The organism is Limimaricola pyoseonensis (genome assembly GCF_900102015.1).
Classification (GTDB): domain Bacteria; phylum Pseudomonadota; class Alphaproteobacteria; order Rhodobacterales; family Rhodobacteraceae; genus Limimaricola; species Limimaricola pyoseonensis.
The window spans coordinates 126,264-143,403 of the sequence record NZ_FNAT01000002.1 but is presented as its reverse complement, the minus strand read 5'-3'; the positions used below and the strand labels follow the sequence as shown (position 1 = coordinate 143,403).

Here is a 17,140-nt window from a genome sequence, read left to right as displayed (position 1 = left end):
CTTCACTCCTCAAATACTCCCGCCGGAGGCGGTCCCGTCCTCGTTTGCCAACGCCTCGGCCAGCCGCTGCGCGAGCCGCCGGGCCACATCGGCCTTGCCCATGCGCGGCCAGTCCTCGGACCCGGTCGCGGTGATCAGCGTCACCGCGTTCTCGGATCCGCCCATGATGCCGGTGCCGGGCGAGACGTCGTTGGCGACGATCCAGTCGCAGCCCTTGCGGGCGCGCTTGGCGGTGGCGTTGGCGGTGACGTCATGGGTTTCGGCGGCGAAGCCCACCACGAGGCGCGGCCGCCCCTCGGCCATGCGCGCCACCCCGGCGAGGATGTCGGGGTTTTCGGCCAGACGCAGTTCGGGCAGCGCGCCGTCCTGCTTCTTGATCTTGCGGTCCGACCCGCTCTCGACCCGCCAGTCGGCCACGGCGGCGGCGAAGATCGCGGCGTCGGCGGGCAGCGCCGCGGCGACCGCGTCGCGCATTTCGGCCGCGGTCTCGACCGGCACGACATGCGCCCCTTTCGGCATCGGCGCGCTGGCCGGGCCGGTGACGAAGGTGACGCGCGCGCCCAGATCCACCAGCGCCTCGGCCAGCGCGGTCCCTTGCGCCCCCGAGGAGCGGTTGGCGATGTAGCGCACCGGATCGATCGGCTCGTGGGTGGGGCCGGACGTGACCAGCACGTGCCGCCCGGCGAGCGGCTTCGCGCCCGGGTCGAGCGCGGCCTCGATCGCCTCGAAGATCGCCTGCGGTTCGGCCATCCGTCCGGGGCCGTATTCGCCGCAGGCCATGTCGCCCTCGTCCGGCCCGACCACCGCGACGCCGTCGCCCTGAAGCGTGGCGAGGTTGCGCTGCGTCGCCGGGTGCAGCCACATCCGCACGTTCATGGCGGGGGCGATCATCACCGGCGTGTCGGTCGCCAGAAGCAGCGTCGAGGCGAGGTCGGAGGCCCGGCCCTGCGCCATCTTGGCCATCATGTCGGCCGTGGCGGGCGCGACGACAAGAAGGTCGGCCACGCGCGAGAGCTGGATATGGCCCATCTCGGCCTCGGCGGTGAGGTCGAACAGCGCTTCGTGCACCTTCTTGCCGGCCAGCGCCGAGACGGAGAGCGGCGTGACGAACTGCCCGGCGCTTTCGGTCATCACCGGCGTGACCTCGTGCCCGGCCTTGGTGAGCAGGCGGATCAGCTCGAGCGACTTGTAGGCCGCGATGCCGCCGCCGATGATCAGGAGGATGTGAGACACGGAAACGCCCCGCAGTTCATGCGGGGCGACCCTATGCGCTTGATCGGCCGGGGGCAATCTCGGCTCAGCCGAAGAAGCCCAGCACCTCGCGCGACTGGCCCTCGAGGCTCTTGCGCATCTTGCCGAAGGCGGCGGCCTCGAGCTGGCGGACGCGCTCCTTGGACAGGCCCAGCTCGTCGCCGAGGCTCTCCAGCGTGCGCGGCTCGTCGCGCAGCTTGCGCTCGCGGACGATGAACTGCTCGCGGGCGTTGAGCGCCGACAGCGCGTTCAGCAGCCACTGGCGCAGCATCTCGGTGTCGTGGCTGTTCTGCACCAGCTCGGCGGCCTGCAGCCCGTCATCCTCGAGCGCCTCGATCCATTCGCGCCCCTCCTCCTCGGAGGATTGCGTGGCGTTGAGCGAGAAGTCGGAGCCCGAGAGCCGCCCTTCCATCATCTCCACGTCGGCGAGCGGCACGCCCACCTCCTTGGCGATCATCTTCCGCAGCGTCGCGCCGTCGAGCTCCCGCCCCTCGGCCGCGGCCTCGCGCTCGATCCGGGCCTGCACGCGGCGCATGTTGAAGAACAGCGATTTCTGGGAAGAGGTCGAGCCGGTGCGCACCATCGACCAGTTGCGCATCACGTAGTCCTGGATCGAGGCCTTGATCCACCACACCGCGTAGGTGGAGAAGCGCACGCCCCGGTCCGGGTCAAACTTGTCGGCCGCCTTCATGAGGCCGAGGGAGGCCTCCTGAATGAGGTCGTTCATCGGCGCGCCGTAGCGGCGGAACTTCGACGCCATCGAGATGGCGAGCCGCATGTAGGCGGTGATCAGTCGGTGCAGAGATTTCTCGCAGCGCTGGTCGCGCCACGCATAGGCGAGCCTGAGCTCGGTCTCGGCGTCCAGCAATTCGGCCCGCATCGCGTTGCGGGTCATGGTCTGGTCCGCAAATCCGTCAAAAGCCATGTCATCGTCCCCGGGACTTCAAAGAGGTCGGTGCGCTTGCCATGGCCGGGCGGCCTGCTAGTCACCTTTCATGTGCCCTGCCAACGCCGCCCCCCCTCAGAAAGTTTCGCCCATGACCTTGCAGAATTTCACGCTGGTTCTAGGCGGCGCCGCCTCGGGCAAGTCGGATTACGCGGAATCCCTTGTTCTCAAGGCGGCTCGGGCACCGGTCTATATCGCCACCGCACAGGCCTTCGATCACGAGATGACAGAAAAGATCGCCCGCCACCGCGCCGCGCGCGGGGCGGGCTGGCGCACGGTCGAGGCGCCGCTTGACCCCGGATCGGCATTGTCCGGCCTGCGGGCCGGCGAAATCGCGCTGATCGACTGCGCGACGCTGTGGCTGTCGAACCTGATCCTCGCCGAGGCCGACCTCGCCGCCGCCGAGGCCGGGCTCATCGCGGCGATCGAGGCCTGCGCGGTGCCGGTCGTCGTGGTCTCGAACGAGGTGGGCGCCGGGATCGTGCCCGACAACGCGCTGGCGCGGCGCTTCCGCGCGGCGCAGGGCGGTCTGAACCGGCGTCTGGCGGCGCGGGCCGACCGGGTCGTCGCGGTGATGGCCGGGCTGCCGCTGGCGCTGAAGGGAGAGCTGCCATGAGCGCGCTATGGCTGATCCGGCACGGGCCGACCCATGCCAAGGGCATGTGCGGCTGGTCCGACCTGCCGGCCGACCTGTCCGACGCGGCGGCCGTGGCGCGGCTCGCCGGCGCGCTGCCCGAGGCGCCGGTGGTGTCCTCGGATCTCGACCGCGCGGTGCGCACGGCCGACGCGGTGACGGGCGGCCGGCCGCGCCTGCCGCACGAGCCGGACCTGCGCGAGATCCATTTCGGCGCGTGGGAGCTGAAGCGCCATGACGAGATCGAGGCCGAGGCGCCCGACCACATCCGCGCCTTCTGGGACCGCCCCGGCGACATCGCGCCCCCGAACGGCGAAAGCTGGAACGCGCTGCGCGCCCGTTGCGACGCCGCGATCGACCGGCTCTGGACCGGCGGAGACCTGATCGTGGTCGCGCATTTCGGGGTGATCCTCACCCAGCTCCAGCGCGCGCTGGGCTGCACCGCCCACGAGGTCTTCGGCCACCGGATCGAGCCGCTCTCTCTGACCCGGATCGCGCGCGAGGGCGGAAACTGGCGCGCCGCCACGATCAATCACCTGCCGTGATGGCGGCCGTCACGAAACGGCGTTGGCCAATCCGCGCGAACCGTGGCTAGCTCCGCGCGACCCTGCGGAGCGACAAGAATGACTTACGACCTGATCATCGGCGACCGGCTGTTCTCGAGCTGGTCGCTGCGCGGCTGGCTTGCCTTCGAAAGCTTCGGCCTGCCGGTGCGGCTGCACGAGGCCGGGCTCTATTCCGGCACGCTGGCCGCCGACCTCGTCCCCTTCGCCCCGGCCCGGCAGGTCCCTGCGATGCGCACCCCCGACGGGATCGTGGTGGCCGACAGCCTCGCCATCGCCGAGACGCTGGCCGAGCGGCACCCCGAGATCGCGCTCTGGCCGCGCGATCCGGCGGCGCGGGCGCTGGCGCGCTGGCTCGTGGCCGAGATGCATGCGGGCTTCAACGCGTTGCGCGGCGACTGCCCGATGATGCTGGCGCATGGCTGGGACGGCTTCGCGCCCTCCGAAGCGGTGCTGGCCGATCTCGCGCGGATCGAGACGCTCTGGGCCACGGCGCGCGAGCGGCACGGCGCGGACGGCCCGTGGCTGTTCGGCGAATGGTCGCTCGCCGACGTGTTCTACGCCCCCGTCGCGGCGCGGATCGCCACCTACGGCCTGCCGGTGGGCGCGGCCGCGCGCGACTACGTCGCCGCCCATCTCGCCCGGCCCGACTTGCGCCGCTGGCGCGCGCTGGGCCTGACGAAGCGCTACGACCCGATGCCCTATGCGCAGGGCCTGCCGCAGGTCGCGTGGCCCGGGCCCGCCCCCCTGCCCGCCCGCGCGGTCGAGGACGGCACGCCCGAGAACGCCGCCTGCCCCTATTCGGGCAAGCCCACGACCCATCTCGCCGAGATCGGCGGGCGGGTCTTCGGCTTCTGCAACGCCGGCTGCCGCGACAAGACCGTGGCCGATGCCGAGGCCTGGCCCGCCTTCATGGCCGTTTACCAATCCTAAACCATTGCCGCCCCAGCCTGCGGGACAGGGAGGGGCGGCAATGGTGGCGCGGGCCTACACGGTGGCCTTCGAAGGGGTCGAGGCGCGGCTGGTCGAGGTGCAGTGCGCGGTCACGCCCGGCCTGCCCGGCTTCGCCATCGTCGGCCTGCCCGACAAGGCGGTGAGCGAGGCGCGCGAACGGGTGCGCGCGGCGCTGGCGGCGCTGGCCATCGCGCTGCCGTCGAAGAAGATCACGATCAACCTCTCGCCCGCCGACCTGCCGAAGGAGGGCTCGCATTTCGACCTGCCGATCGCGCTTTCGCTGCTGGCGGCGATCGAGGTGCTGCCCGAGGACGACGTGGCCGCCACCGTGGCGCTGGGCGAGCTGTCGCTCTCGGGCGATCTGGTGCCGGTGATCGGCGCCCTGCCCGCCGCCATGGCCGCCGCCGAGGAGGGGCGCCGCCTGCTCTGCCCCGCCGCCTGCGGCGCCGAGGCCGCCTGGGTCGAGGCGGTGGAGGTGATCGCGCCGGGCAGCCTCGCCCGCGCCATCCGCCACTTCACCGGCGACCCGCTGCCGCCGGCACAGGCCGGCCTCGCCGCCCCGCCCGACCGGCCGCGCGACCTGCGCGACGTGAAGGGGCAGGAGCGCGCCAAGCGCGCGCTCGAGATCGCCGCCGCCGGGCGGCATCACCTGCTGCTGGTGGGGCCGCCCGGTTCGGGCAAGTCGATGCTGGCCGCGCGCATCCCCGGTCTGCTGCCGCCGCTCTCGCCGCTCGAGGCGCTGGAAACCTCGATGATCCACTCGATCTCGGGGCTTCTGACCGAGGGCGGGATCAACCGGGCGCGCCCCTTCCGCGAGCCGCACCACACCGCCTCGATCGCCGCCATCGCCGGCGGCGGGCGCGGCGCGAAGCCGGGCGAGATCAGCCTTGCGCATAACGGCGTGCTGTTCCTCGACGAGCTGCCCGAGTTCCCGCGTGCCGTGCTCGAGACGCTGCGCCAGCCGATCGAGACCGGCGAGGTGGTGGTGGCGCGCGCCAACGCGCATCTGCGCTACCCCTGCCGCTTCCTGCTGATCGCCGCCGCCAACCCCTGCCGCTGCGGCTACCTGTCGGACCCGGCCCGCGCCTGCGCCCGCGCGCCGGCCTGCGGCGAGGAGTATCTCCGCCGCATCTCCGGCCCGCTGATGGACCGGATCGACCTGCGCGTCGAGGTGCCGCCCGTGGCCTTCACCGATCTCGACCTGCCCGACCCGCCCGAGGGTTCGGCCGAGGTGGCCGGCCGGGTCGAGACGGCGCGCGCGGCGCAGGCGGCGCGCTACGAGGGCACGACGGCGTGGGTCAACGCCGACGCGGAAGGGCAATTGCTAGAGGAGGTGGCGACGCCCGACGCGGAGGGCCGCGCCCTGCTGGGCCGGGTGGCCGAGCGGTTCGGCCTCTCGGCGCGGGGCTATCACCGGGTGCTGCGGGTGGCGCGCACCATCGCCGATCTCGACGGATCGGAAACGGTGCGCCGCCCGCATGTGGCCGAGGCCGTGGGCTACCGGCTGGCGCTGGGGCGCGAGGCTTGAGCCACGCCTCCGGCGCGAGGCCTAGCCGCGCCGCGCCTCGATCGCTTCCCAGATCTTCGCGGCGACGTTGACGCCGTCGAAGCGCTCGAGTTCCTGGATGCCGGTGGGCGAGGTCACGTTGATCTCGGTCAGCCAGTCGCCGATCACGTCGATGCCGACGAGGATCTGGCCCTTCTCCTTCAGAAGCGGCCCGATCGCGGCGCAGATCTCGCGGTCGCGCGCGGTCAGTTCGACCTTCTCGGGGCGGCCGCCGACATGCATGTTCGAGCGGGTCTCGCCCTTGGCGGGCACGCGGTTGATCGCGCCGACCGGCTCGCCGTCGATCAGGATGACGCGCTTGTCGCCCTTGGTCACGGCGGGCAGGTATTTCTGCACGATCAGCGGCTCGCGCGAGATGCCGGTGAACATCTCGTGCAGCGAGGCGAGGTTGCCGTCCTGCGAATGCAGCTTGAACACCCCCGCGCCGCCATTGCCGTAGAGCGGTTTGAGGATGATGTCGCCATGCCGGTCGCGGAAGGCGCGCAGCGTGGCGAGATCGCGGGCGATGGCGGTGGGCGGCGTCAGATCCGGGAAGTTCAGCACCAGGAGCTTCTCGGGGTAGTTGCGCACCCAGAACGGGTCGTTCACCACCAGCGTCTTGGGGTGGATCATGTCCAGCAGGTGGGTGATGGTGATGTAGCTCATGTCGAAGGGCGGGTCCTGGCGCAGCCAGACCACGTCCATCTCCGACAGGTCGATCTCGCGCTCTTCGCCCAGGGTGAAGTGGTTGCCCTTCTCGCGGCGCAGCTCCAGCGGCCAGCCGCGCGCGGTCACGCGGCCTTCCTGGAAGGCGATCCGGTCGGGGGTGTAGTAGAACAGCTCGTGGCCGCGCGCCTGCGCCTCCTCGCCGATGCGGAAGGTGGTGTCGGCGTCGATGTTGACGGCACCGATCGGGTCCATCTGGAGAGCGACTTTCAGGGCCTTGGGCGACATGGGGGCGTCTTTCGCTTGGATGCGGTCGGACGATCCATGACGCAAGCGACCCGTCTACGCAATGCGGGGGCGCTGCGCCCCGGCGCACAGCCGGGCGCGCCTCTGGCCGATCTCCGACGCCGCGCTGCCGCCCCCGGCCGCTTGCAGGGTTCAGTCGTGACCGAAGGCGTTCTCGATCACGCGGACCGCGCCGTGGCGGTTGACGAGCGCGAGGTCGAAGCGCATCTCGGTCAGCACCCCGGCGGGCTCGCCTTCGCAGAAGGCGGCGGCCGAGCGGCGGATGCGGCGGGCTTGGCGCGGGCCGAGATGGGCGATGGCGGCGTCGAAGCTGCGGCTGGCCTTCACCTCGACGAAGACGACGCGTGGGCCTTCGCGCAGCACGAGGTCGATCTCGCCGCTCGGTCCGCGCCAGCGCCGGTGCGCCGGCGCGCGGCCGCTTCGGGCGTAGTGCCGCGCCACCGCCTCCTCGGCGGCGAGACCGGCGAGGTAACCCCTGCGCCCCCGCTCGGCGCGGCGGGCCGCGGGATCACTGGCCGCCTGCGGTGCTGCGTCGGTTGACGCCAGCGGGGTATTCGGAAGCGCCTTCGCCCCGCGCCTCGCCCGGCCATCGGACTTGCCCGGCGCGCCGGGCTTCGCAGGCCCGAGCCGGGCGTTCGAGGCAGAGCCGGATTGACGGAAGGGTCGGGCCGGCCCCGAAGGAGCCGCCCCCTGCCCGTTCTCGACTGTCCCGCCCTTCAGGTCGCCGAAGAGCCCGAGGCAGAGCTGCCCTTCGGCCTCATATGTGCCACCGCGGGACGGCGATCTTCGTCGCCTGCGCGCCGGGGCGCGCGGCGGGCTTACCGCCTCAAGCGTCATCTCCATCTGCATCGCGTCTCTCCCCCGCCCCGGCGGAGAGCGCCAGCGCGGCCTGGTACACTTCGCGCCGCGGCAGGCCCAGCGCGCCCGCCACCGCGGTGGCGGCGTCCTTCACGCGCATCGTCTTCATCGCCTCGCGCAGCGCGCTGTCGAGATCGTCGCCGGTCACCTCCTCGCTCTCGGCCCGGCCGACCAGCACCACGATCTCGCCCTTCAGGGTCCGCCCCTCGATGGCATCGCAGACCTCGGCCGCGCTGCCGCGGATCACCTCCTCGAACCGCTTGGTCAGTTCGCGGCACAGCACCACGGGCCGGCCCACGCCCAGAATATCGCGCAAGGAGGCTAACAACTCGTGAACGCGTTTTGGGCTCTCGTAGAGCACCAGCGTGAAGGGCAGCGACCTGAGCGCGGCGATCTCGGTCTCGCGCTGGGTCTTGGCGGGCGGCAGGAAGCCCGCGAAGGCGAAGCGGTCGGTCGGCAGGCCCGACACCGCCAGCGCCGCCAGCACGGCCGAGGCGCCCGGCGCGGCGAAGACCCGGTGGCCGGCGGCGATTGCGGCGCGGCCCAGCGCGTAGCCCGGATCGGCGATCAGCGGCGTGCCGGCCTCGGAGACATAGGCGACCGAGCCGCCGCGCTCGAGCACCGACAGCACCCGCGCCCGGTCCTGCGCGCCGGAATGGTCGTGATAGGCCAGAAGCGGCCGGCCGTTCAGCGGCACGCCGTGGATTTCCATCAGCTTGCGCAGCGTGCGCGTGTCCTCGGCCGCCAGCGCGTCGGCCCCGGCCAGAAGGTCGAGCGCGCGCAGCGTGATGTCGCGCGCCGAACCGATCGGGGTCGCCACGAAATGCAGACCGGCGGAAACGGGCTTCGTCTCGAAATTCGTCACTGGACCCCTCGTCGCCCCGGTTTATGATTGCCTGCGAACCCGCCTTGCCCGTCGGAGTACCAGATGTCCATGTTCGCCCGTTTGCCGCAGCCCCGCAAGGCTGTGGCCCGTCTCCTCGCCTTCCTGTCGCTGGCCTGGCTCGCCGCCTGCGAGCCGATGGCCACCGGCGGCCCGGTCTCCGACGCCGCGCGGGTCGAGCCCGACGCGCCGGTGAAGGTCGCGCTGCTGGTGCCCGAGGGCTCGGGCTCCTCCAGCGACGCGCTGCTGGCCTCCAACCTCGAGAACGCGGCGCGGCTGGCGATCGCCGACCTGTCGGGCGCCGAGATCGAGCTGCAGACCTACGCCACCGCCGGCAACCCGTCGCAGGCGGCGCAGGCCGCGCAGACCGCCGTGGCCGAGGGCGCGCAGATCATTCTCGGGCCGCTCTACGCCGAGGCCGCCAACGCCGCGGGCGTGGCGGTGGCCAACCAGGGCGTGAACGTTCTGGCCTTCTCGAACAACCCGACCATCGCCGGCGGCAACGTCTTCATCCTCGGCCAGACCTTCGCCGACACCGCCGACCGGCTGGTGCAGTACGGCATGCGCAACGGCATCCAGCGCTACGTGGTGGCGCATGGCAACGACCTGCAGGGCGCGATCGGGCGCGACGCGATCGTCAACGCCGTCAACCGCGCCGGCGCGGCCGTGGCCGGCACCGAGGGCTACGAGCTCACCCAGCCCGGCGTGCAGGCGGCGGCGCCGCAGATCGCGCAGACGACGCGCGAGGCGGGCGCGACCGGCGTCTTCACCACCGCCGGCGTCAATGCCGAGCTGCCGATCCTCGCCACCGCGCTGAACGATCTCGGCCTGACCCCCGACGAGGCGCGGATGCTGGGCCTGACCCGCTGGGACGCGGCGCCTCAGGCGCTGGCGCTGCCGGGTCTGCAGAGCGGCCTCTTCGCCGTGCCCGACCGTGGCCGCGCCGGTGCCTTCGAGCAGCGCTACGCCGCGACCTACGGCGCCCAGCCGCACCCGCTGGCCGGGCTCGCCTATGACGGCATCGCCGCGATCGGCGCGCTGACCGCCTCGGGCCGGGCCGATGCGCTGACCCGCGGCGCCCTGACCCAGACCCAGGGCTTCAGCGGCACCTCCGGCATCTTCCGGCTGCGGCCCGACGGCACCAACCAGCGCGGTCTCGCGGTGGCCACGATCCGCAACAACCAGGTGGTGATTCTTGACCCCGCACCCGCAAGCTTCCGCGGCGCCGGTTTCTGACCGGCCCACGCTGAATCTCGAACCGACCGACGCGCCGGAGGATCTGATCCTTCCGGCGCGCGACATATTCGACGCCACCCGGATCGCCGCCGCGCTGGCGGCCGACCTGGAGCGGGCCGAGGACGCGATGGCCGCGCGGCGCGCCGTGGTGCAGTGCCTCGGCGCGGCGCGCAAGGCCGGCCATGCCGCGATCGCCGAGGCCTTCGCCAACCGCCCCTTCGCCGCCCGCCCGGTGACCCGCTCCTACGCCTGGCTCACCGACCGGATCGTCACCGCCTGCTACGAGGTGGCGCTGCGGATGCACCCGCTGCCCAACCCGACCGAGGGCGAGCGGCTGTCGCTGCTGGCCGTGGGCGGCTACGGGCGCGGCGAGATGGCGCCGCAATCGGATGTCGACCTGCTGTTCCTGACGCCGTGGAAGATCACCCCCTGGGCCGAGAGCGTCATCGAATCGATGCTCTACATGCTGTGGGACCTGCGGCTGAAGGTCGGCCATGCCAGCCGCACCGTGAAGGACTGCCTGCGGCTGGCGCGGGAGGATCACACCATCCGCACCGCGCTGCTCGAATGCCGCCATCTCGACGGCGACACGGCGCTCGCCGAAAGCCTGCGCGAGCGGCTGCGCTCCGAGCTGTTCCGCACCACCAAGGCCGCCTTCATCGAGGCCAAGCTCGCCGAGCGCGACGCGCGGCACGTCAAGCAGGGCGGCCAGCGCTACGTGGTCGAGCCCAACGTCAAGGAGGGCAAGGGCGGCCTGCGCGACCTGCAGTCGCTCTACTGGATCGGCAAGTATGTCTACGACGTGCGCGAGGCGGCCGAGCTGGTCACCGAGGGCGTCTTCACCGAGGAGGAATTCTCCGAGTTCGCCCGTGCCGAGGATTTCCTCTGGGCGGTGCGCTGCCACCTGCACCTGATCACCGGCCGGGCGATGGACCAGCTCACCTTCGACATGCAGGTCGAGGTGGCCGAGCGCATGGGCTATCTCGACGGCGGCGGTCGCCGCGCGGTCGAGCATTTCATGCAGGACTACTTCCGCCATGCCACGCGGGTGGGCGAGCTGAGCCGCATCTTCCTGACCGCGCAGGAGGCGACGCATCTGAAATCCGAGCCGATGCTGACCCGGCTCTTCGCGCGGCGCCGGCGCGCCCGCGCGCCCTACAAGATCACCCAGAACCGGCTCGACATCGGCGACGAGGCGACCTTCCTGTCGGACCCGCTGAACCTTCTGCGGATCTTCGACGAGAGCCTGCGCACCGGCCACCTGCTGCACCCGGACGCGATGCGGATGGTGGCCGCCAACCTGCAGCTGATCGACGCGACGCTGCGCGAGAACCGCGAGGCCAACCGCATCTTCCTCGACCTGCTGCTCAAGCACGGCAACCCCGAGCGGGCACTGAGAAGGATGAACGAGCTCGGCGTGCTGTCGGCCTTCCTGCCCGAATTCGCGCCGATCGTCGCGATGATGCAGTTCAACATGTACCACCACTACACGGTGGACGAGCACACCATCCAATGCATCAGCACGCTGGCGCAGATCGAGCGCGAGGAGCTGGTCGAGGAGCTGCCGGTGGCCTCGGGCATCCTCAAGGCCGGGGTGAACCGCAAGGTGCTCTACGTGGCGCTGCTTCTGCACGACATCGGCAAGGGCCGCGACGAGGACCATTCCGTGCTCGGCGCGCAGATCGCGCGGCGGGTCGCGCCGCGGCTGGGGCTGTCGCGCAAGGACAGCGACACGGTCGAATGGCTGGTGCGCCACCACCTGCTGATGTCGGACATGGCGCAGAAGCGCGACATCGCCGAGCCGCGCACGGTGCGCGACTTCGCCCGCGCGGTGAAGACCAAGGAGCGGCTCGACCTGCTCTGCGTGCTCACGGTCTGCGACATCCGCGGCGTCGGCCCCGGCACCTGGAACAACTGGAAGGCGATGCTGCTGCGCAACCTCTACGCCGCGACCGCGCATGCGCTTGCCAACGGCCTCGAGGATCTGAGCCGCGGCTCGCGCGAGACCGAGGCCAAGCGGGCCCTGCGCGCGGCGCTGTCGGACTGGCCCGCCGCCGAGGTCCGGGCCGAGACGGGGCGGCATTACGGGCCCTACTGGCAGGGCCTGCCGCAGGACAGCCACGTGCTCTTCGCGCAGCTGCTGCGCGGGCTCGAGGCCGACGACATCCGCACCGACCTCAAGCCCGACGCCGACCGCGACGCGACCCGGGTGAGCTTTGCCACCACCGACCATCCGGGGCTGTTCTCGCGGCTCACCGGGGCGCTGGCGCTGGTCGGCGCCAACATCGTCGACGCGCGCACCTACACCGCCAAGGACGGGATGTGCACGGCGGTGTTCTGGGTGCAGGACGCCGAGGGCCACCCCTACGAGGAAGAGCGCCTGCCCCGGCTCAAGGAGATGATCGGCAAGACCCTGCGCGGCGAGGTGGTGGCGCGCGACGCGATCAAGAGCCGCGACAAGATCCGCAAGCGCGAGCGCGCCTTCCGGGTGCCGACCTCGATCACCTTCGACAACGAGGGCTCCGACATCTTCACCATCATCGAGGTCGACACGCGCGACCGGCCGGGCCTGCTCTACGACCTGACCCGGACGCTGGCCTCCTCCAACGTCTACATTTCCTCCGCCGTCATCGCGACCTATGGCGAGCAGGCGGTCGATACATTCTACGTGAAGGACATGTTCGGGTTGAAATACCATTCCGAGACCAAGCAGCGCGCGCTGGAGCGCCGGCTGCGCGAGGCGATCGAGGCGGGTGCGCGGAGGGCGCTGTCTTGAAGCCGATCCGGCTCGTCCAGGGCTTTCTCACTGTCGGTGTCTGGACCCTGCTCTCGCGCGTCTTCGGCTTCGCCCGCGACATCATGATCGCGGGCTATCTGGGCGCGGGCCCGGTGGCCGAGGCCTTCCTCGTGGCCTTCTCGCTGCCCAACATGTTCCGCCGCTTCTTCGCCGAGGGCGCGTTCAACATGGCCTTCGTGCCGATGTTCTCGAAGAAGGTCGAGGCGGGCGAGGACGCCGAGCGCTTCGCGCAGGAGGCCTTCGCCGGCATGGCCTTCCTGCTCACGATCTTCACCGTGATCGGCATCCTCGCCATGCCGGGGCTGGTCTTCGCGATGGCCTCGGGTTTCGCCGAGGACGAGCGCTTCGACCTCGCGGTCGAGTATGGCCGCCTCGCCTTCCCCTACATCCTGTTCATCTCGCTGGCGGCGCTGGTCTCGGGCGTGCTGAACGCCACGGGACGCTTCATGGCCGCCGCCGCCGCGCCGGTGCTTCTGAACGTGATCTTCATCGCCGCGGTGCTGGTCGGCGCGGCGCTCGGGCGCGACCCGTCCCAGAGCCTCGGGCTCGGCATCGACCAGGCGCTGCGGCTCGAGATCGGCGACACGCTGGCCGCCGCGGTGCCGCTGGCGGGGGTCCTGCAGCTCGGCCTCGTCTGGATCGCGGCGCGGCGGGCGGGCTTCCACCTGCGCCCGATGCGGCCGCGCATGACGCCCGAGCTGAAGAAGCTCGCCGCGATCGCGGCACCGGCGGCGCTGGCGGGCGGCGTGGTGCAGATCAACCTGCTGGTCGGCCGGCAGGTGGCGAGCTTCTTCGACGGCGCGGTGGCCTGGCTCAACTACGCCGACCGGCTCTACCAGCTGCCGCTGGGCGTGGTCGGCATCGCCGTCGGCGTGGTGCTGCTGCCCGATCTCTCGCGCCGGCTGCGCGCCGGCGACGAGGCGGGCGGGCGCGACGCCTTCAACCGCGCCGCCGAGATGAGCCTCGCGCTGACCATCCCGGCCGCCGTGGCGCTGATGGTGATCCCGGTGCCGCTGGTCTCGGTGCTGTTCGAGCGCGGCGCCTTCGACAGCGACGACACCATGGCCACGGCGCTGGCGGTGGCGGTCTACGGCCTCGGCCTGCCGGCCTTCGTGCTGCAGAAGGCGCTGCAGCCGCTGTTCTTCGCGCGCGAGGACACGAAGAGCCCGTTCCGCTACGCGCTGGTCGCGATGGTGGTGAACGCGGGCGTGGCGATCGGCCTCGCGCCGGTGGTGGGCTTCATCGCCGCCGCCCTCGGCACGACGCTCGCGGGCTGGGCGATGGTGGTGCTGCTGTGGCGCGGCTCGCGCGGCATGGGTGCGGCGGCCGAGTGGGACGACCGCTTCCGCCGCCGGCTGTGGCGGATCTGCGGCGCCTCGGCGCTGATGGCGGTGGTGCTGCTGGGCGCGGCGGCGCTGCTCGGGCCGTTCCTCGCCACCGCGACCGTGCGCTACGCGGCGCTGGCGCTGCTGGTGGCGATCGGCATCGCCGGCTACTTCGCCTTCGGCCAGATGCTCGGCGCGTTCCGCCTGTCGGAGTTCCGCCGCGCGGTGCGGCGCTAGCGCGCGCGCATCCGCTCGAGAAACGCGCTGGCGCCCCCGGGCGCCAGCAGCGGCGACAGCACGAGGCCGGCTATGAACCCCGCCGCGTCCGCGACCCAGGCCGGGTCGCCGCCGAACATGAGGCCGAACACCAGCTGCAGCGCCATCAGCACGCCGATCAGCCGGAAGGCGGCCAGGCGGTTGCCGCCGCCGCGGCCGATCTTGAGCCACATCAGGTAGGTGAAGCCGCCGATCAGCCCGTAGACCATCGGGTAGGCCCCGATCAGCGGGTAGTTCGCGCCGACGCCCAGGCCGTAGGCCAGCGCGCCGACCAGGGTCGAGGCCACAAGCAGCACCACCAGCGACAGCGGGTGCAGCACCTCGCCCACGAACTTGCCCAGCGCCAGCAACAGCGCGATGGCGAACATCGCGTGCACCGGCCCGTGATGCAGGAAGGGATAGCCCAGGAAGCGCCCGGCGACCGGCCAGTCCCACTGCACCATGAGCCGGTCGAGCGCGGCGGGCACCACGCTCCAGCCCTCGATCGCGGCGATCCGCCAGCCCACCGCCTGCGGCCCGCCGACGAGGCCGGTCGCCCCGAGGCTGAAGGCCACCTCGATCACCGCCATGGCGGCGGCAAGCGCGAGGATCAGCGGCGGGATGGTGCCGAACGGCCCCTCGATCGGCGCGTGGTTCGGGTCGGGACGGTCGTAATAGCCCTGGGGTCGCATGGGGGTCCCTTCGGTTGACCTTGACAGGGGGCATGGCTAATCGAGACGCCACCCGGTTTCCAGCAGGACAGCGCCATGACCGAAGCCCAATTCGCCCCCCGCGTCTTTTCCGGCATCAAGCCCTCGGGCGGGCTGACGCTCGGCAACTATCTGGGCGCCATCAAGCGCTTCGTCGAGATGCAGGGCGGCGATTTCGAGACGATCTACTGCGTGGTCGACCTGCACGCCATCACCGTCTGGCAGGATCCCGCCGAGCTCCGGCGCGCCACCCGCGAGGTGGCGGCGGGCTATCTCGCCTCCGGCATCGATCCCGAGACCTCGATCCTGTTCAACCAGAGCCGCGTCTCGGCCCATGCGGAACTCGGCTGGCTGTTCAACTGCGTGGCGCGGGTCGGCTGGATGAACCGGATGACCCAGTTCAAGGAAAAGGCCGGCAAGAACGCCGAGAAGCAGTCGCTCGGCCTTTACGCCTACCCCTCGCTGATGGCGGCCGACATCCTCGCCTACCACGCCACCCACGTGCCGGTGGGCGACGACCAGAAGCAGCACGTCGAGCTGACCCGCGACATCGCGGCCAAGTTCAACCACGACTACGGCGTCGAGTTCTTCCCGCTCACCACCCCGGTGATCGAGGGGCCGGCGATGCGGGTGATGAACCTGCGCGACGGCACCAAGAAGATGTCCAAGTCCGGCGAGTCGGACATGGAGCGGATCAACATGACCGACGATGCCGACGCCATCGCCAAGAAGTTCAAGAAGGCCCGCACCGACCCCGCACCGCTGCCCGAGACGGTCGAGGGGCTGGCCGAGCGGCCCGAGGCCAAGAACCTCGTCGACATCTATGCCGGCCTCGCCAACATGACCGCCGAGCAGGTGATCGCCGAATATGCCGGGGCGGGCTGGGGCCAGTTCAAGCCGGCGCTCGCCGATCTCGCGGTGGAGAAGCTGGCGCCGATCTCGTCCGAGATGGCGCGGCTGATGGACGACCCGGCCGAGATCGACCGCACGCTTGAGCGCGGCGCCGAGCGCGCCCGCGCCATCGCCGAGCCGATCCTTGCCCGGACCTCCGAGATCATGGGCCTGCTGCGCTGAGGCGCCGGGCGGGCGCCTCGACGCCCGCCCTTTCTATTTCCCGCGAATTACGCGGATCCCCGGCCGGCCGCATCGCGCGCCGGCCGGGGAGCGTGCCTCATTCGGCCGCGGGCACGCCGGCCTTCCAGGCGTCCCAGTTGCCGGTGATCTCCGACAGCAGCGCCGAGCCGACCCGCTCGATGTTCACCAGCGTCTCGTCGAAGCCGCCCGCCGTCTCGCCCGGCGCCGGGTCGAGATGCTCGAGCGTGGTCTCGTCGGGGTGACCCTGGTCGAAGTTCACCGCGCCGCGCAGGCTCAGCACCCGGTCGGTGCCGTGCAGGCGGTCGATCACCTGCGCGATCGCGGCGGCCTCCATCTCGGTGATGACGTAGTCGGCCGCCTCGTAGAGCTCGGCCATGTACTGCGCCTCTTCCGAGAGGCCCGGCCCGTGGAAGAAGGTGTCGCCGGTCATGTGGGTGCCGGTGCCGATGAAGGGCGCGCCCTGCGCCACCTCGTCGGGGTAGCGCAGCCGGTAGTCGCGCGCCTCCTGGCTGTCGGCCAGCTCGACATCCGCGCTCGCGGCCATGGCGGCCTCGACCAGCGCGGGGTTCAGCTCGTAGCGGCGGATGTCCTCGTAGCCGCTGCGCGGCATGAAGAGCGGCTCGCCCGCGGGCACCTCGTCCTCGGCCCAGCGATGGCCGAGATCGTAGTCGATCAGGTGGCTGGCCCAGCTCACCATGCCGATGGTCCCGCGCGAGGGCGGCGTGCCGGCGACGCCGGTGAGCAGGAAATAGGCGTTGGAGAAGTCGAAGCGCGGATCGAGCAGGATCGCCATCATCGAGGCCGACGAGGCCACCTTGCCCATGCCCAGCACCGAGCCGCAGACGCCGTCCTCGTTGCAGTGCACCGGCGTCTTGGCGCCGGCGACAGCGATCGGCTCGGCGCCGTCGAAGTGGTTCTCGTACCAGTACTGGAACTCGCCGGCGCGGTCGCCGGTCAGCTCGCCGATCTCGAACATCGAGGCGACGAAGGCGCGCACCTCGATCGGCGTCTCGGCGGTCTGGGCCGCGGCGGGCAGCGCGGCGAGCGTGGCGAGGGCCGTGGCGGCGGTACGGATCGGGGGCATCGGCATCTCCTGTGGTTGCGATGCCGCCGCC

15 protein-coding genes are annotated in these 17,140 nt (G+C 71.5%); 8 read left to right on the top strand and 7 right to left on the bottom strand.

Annotated features, from left to right (window positions below):
• Nucleotides 1-9 precede the first annotated feature (9 nt).
• Nucleotides 10-1,233, bottom strand: a complete 1,224-nt coding sequence (gene coaBC / locus BLT43_RS04495; protein WP_090110494.1) for a bifunctional phosphopantothenoylcysteine decarboxylase/phosphopantothenate--cysteine ligase CoaBC — start codon at nucleotides 1,231-1,233, stop codon at nucleotides 10-12.
• A gap of 64 nt (nucleotides 1,234-1,297) precedes the next feature.
• Nucleotides 1,298-2,176 carry an RNA polymerase factor sigma-32 gene (locus BLT43_RS04490; protein ID WP_090110492.1) on the bottom strand — a complete coding sequence of 293 codons (879 nt, stop codon included), beginning with the start codon at nucleotides 2,174-2,176 and terminating at the stop codon, nucleotides 1,298-1,300.
• A 112-nt stretch (nucleotides 2,177-2,288) separates the two neighbouring features.
• Here BLT43_RS04490 and cobU point away from each other — a divergent pair, with 112 nt between their 5' ends.
• The 4 genes from cobU to BLT43_RS04470 all read left to right on the top strand — a co-directional run bounded on the left by cobU (nucleotide 2,289) and on the right by BLT43_RS04470 (nucleotide 5,876).
• Complete coding sequence (gene cobU, locus BLT43_RS04485) at nucleotides 2,289-2,813, top strand: bifunctional adenosylcobinamide kinase/adenosylcobinamide-phosphate guanylyltransferase (protein ID WP_090110491.1); 525 nt, start codon at nucleotides 2,289-2,291, stop codon at nucleotides 2,811-2,813.
• On the top strand, nucleotides 2,810-3,376 hold the full coding sequence (locus BLT43_RS04480) for a histidine phosphatase family protein (protein ID WP_090110490.1): 567 nt from the start codon (nucleotides 2,810-2,812) through the stop codon (nucleotides 3,374-3,376). The genes cobU and BLT43_RS04480 overlap by 4 nt, the downstream gene beginning before the upstream one ends.
• 78 nt (nucleotides 3,377-3,454) lie before the next feature.
• On the top strand, nucleotides 3,455-4,327 hold the full coding sequence (locus tag BLT43_RS04475) for a glutathione S-transferase N-terminal domain-containing protein (RefSeq protein ID WP_090110489.1): 873 nt from the start codon (nucleotides 3,455-3,457) through the stop codon (nucleotides 4,325-4,327).
• A 40-nt stretch (nucleotides 4,328-4,367) separates the two neighbouring features.
• The gene (locus tag BLT43_RS04470; RefSeq protein ID WP_090110488.1) at nucleotides 4,368-5,876 is read left to right on the top strand and encodes a YifB family Mg chelatase-like AAA ATPase; all 1,509 of its coding nucleotides are present in this window, start codon (nucleotides 4,368-4,370) and stop codon (nucleotides 5,874-5,876) included.
• 21 nt (nucleotides 5,877-5,897) lie between these two features.
• On the opposite strand, the gene gshB is transcribed toward BLT43_RS04470, so the two are convergent.
• The 3 genes from gshB to rsmI all read right to left on the bottom strand — a co-directional run bounded on the left by gshB (nucleotide 5,898) and on the right by rsmI (nucleotide 8,589).
• Nucleotides 5,898-6,848 carry a glutathione synthase gene (gene gshB / locus BLT43_RS04465; protein ID WP_090110487.1) on the bottom strand — a complete coding sequence of 317 codons (951 nt, stop codon included), beginning with the start codon at nucleotides 6,846-6,848 and terminating at the stop codon, nucleotides 5,898-5,900.
• 150 nt (nucleotides 6,849-6,998) lie between these two features.
• Nucleotides 6,999-7,307, bottom strand: a complete 309-nt coding sequence (locus BLT43_RS19305; protein WP_242652215.1) for a YraN family protein — start codon at nucleotides 7,305-7,307, stop codon at nucleotides 6,999-7,001.
• Between the two features lie 385 nt (nucleotides 7,308-7,692).
• Nucleotides 7,693-8,589 carry a 16S rRNA (cytidine(1402)-2'-O)-methyltransferase gene (gene rsmI, locus BLT43_RS04455; RefSeq protein WP_165612538.1) on the bottom strand — a complete coding sequence of 299 codons (897 nt, stop codon included), beginning with the start codon at nucleotides 8,587-8,589 and terminating at the stop codon, nucleotides 7,693-7,695.
• A gap of 69 nt (nucleotides 8,590-8,658) precedes the next feature.
• Between rsmI and BLT43_RS04450 the strand changes: the two genes are divergently transcribed.
• Genes BLT43_RS04450 through murJ form a run of 3 tightly spaced genes read left to right on the top strand, consistent with a single transcriptional unit; the run spans nucleotide 8,659 to nucleotide 14,202 of the window.
• Nucleotides 8,659-9,843 (top strand): penicillin-binding protein activator, encoded by a 1,185-nt coding sequence (locus tag BLT43_RS04450; protein WP_165612558.1) that lies wholly within the window; start codon nucleotides 8,659-8,661, stop codon nucleotides 9,841-9,843.
• Nucleotides 9,803-12,619 (top strand): [protein-PII] uridylyltransferase, encoded by a 2,817-nt coding sequence (locus tag BLT43_RS04445; RefSeq protein ID WP_090110484.1) that lies wholly within the window; start codon nucleotides 9,803-9,805, stop codon nucleotides 12,617-12,619. The genes BLT43_RS04450 and BLT43_RS04445 overlap by 41 nt, the downstream gene beginning before the upstream one ends.
• Nucleotides 12,616-14,202, top strand: a complete 1,587-nt coding sequence (gene murJ, locus BLT43_RS04440; protein ID WP_090110482.1) for a murein biosynthesis integral membrane protein MurJ — start codon at nucleotides 12,616-12,618, stop codon at nucleotides 14,200-14,202. Before BLT43_RS04445 ends, murJ begins: the two co-directional genes overlap by 4 nt.
• Here the strand turns inward: murJ and BLT43_RS04435 are convergent.
• Entirely contained in the window at nucleotides 14,199-14,912 is a 714-nt protein-coding gene (locus tag BLT43_RS04435; RefSeq protein WP_090110480.1) for a rhomboid family intramembrane serine protease, read from the bottom strand. The two genes, murJ and BLT43_RS04435, sit on opposite strands and share 4 nt — an antisense overlap.
• A 75-nt stretch (nucleotides 14,913-14,987) precedes the next feature.
• Between BLT43_RS04435 and trpS the strand changes: the two genes are divergently transcribed.
• Complete coding sequence (gene trpS / locus BLT43_RS04430) at nucleotides 14,988-16,004, top strand: tryptophan--tRNA ligase (protein WP_090110478.1); 1,017 nt, start codon at nucleotides 14,988-14,990, stop codon at nucleotides 16,002-16,004.
• A gap of 97 nt (nucleotides 16,005-16,101) precedes the next feature.
• On the opposite strand, the gene BLT43_RS04425 is transcribed toward trpS, so the two are convergent.
• The gene (locus tag BLT43_RS04425) at nucleotides 16,102-17,109 is read right to left on the bottom strand and encodes a purine-nucleoside phosphorylase (RefSeq protein ID WP_090110476.1); all 1,008 of its coding nucleotides are present in this window, start codon (nucleotides 17,107-17,109) and stop codon (nucleotides 16,102-16,104) included.
• Between the last annotated feature and the right edge of the window lie 31 nt (nucleotides 17,110-17,140).

Excerpts from the sequence above, each read along its gene's own strand:
- BLT43_RS04490 (WP_090110492.1), bottom strand. The coding sequence starts at position 2,176 with ATGGCTTTTGACGGATTTGCGGACCAGACCATGACCCGCAACGCGATG.
- cobU (WP_090110491.1), top strand. The coding sequence starts at position 2,289 with ATGACCTTGCAGAATTTCACGCTGGTTCTAGGCGGCGCCGCCTCGGGC.
- BLT43_RS04480 (WP_090110490.1), top strand. The coding sequence starts at position 2,810 with ATGAGCGCGCTATGGCTGATCCGGCACGGGCCGACCCATGCCAAGGGC.
- BLT43_RS04475 (WP_090110489.1), top strand. The coding sequence starts at position 3,455 with ATGACTTACGACCTGATCATCGGCGACCGGCTGTTCTCGAGCTGGTCG.
- BLT43_RS04470 (WP_090110488.1), top strand. The coding sequence starts at position 4,368 with ATGGTGGCGCGGGCCTACACGGTGGCCTTCGAAGGGGTCGAGGCGCGG.
- gshB (WP_090110487.1), bottom strand. The coding sequence starts at position 6,848 with ATGTCGCCCAAGGCCCTGAAAGTCGCTCTCCAGATGGACCCGATCGGT.
- BLT43_RS04450 (WP_165612558.1), top strand. The coding sequence starts at position 8,659 with ATGTTCGCCCGTTTGCCGCAGCCCCGCAAGGCTGTGGCCCGTCTCCTC.
- BLT43_RS04435 (WP_090110480.1), bottom strand. The coding sequence starts at position 14,912 with ATGCGACCCCAGGGCTATTACGACCGTCCCGACCCGAACCACGCGCCG.
- trpS (WP_090110478.1), top strand. The coding sequence starts at position 14,988 with ATGACCGAAGCCCAATTCGCCCCCCGCGTCTTTTCCGGCATCAAGCCC.
- BLT43_RS04425 (WP_090110476.1), bottom strand. The coding sequence starts at position 17,109 with ATGCCCCCGATCCGTACCGCCGCCACGGCCCTCGCCACGCTCGCCGCG.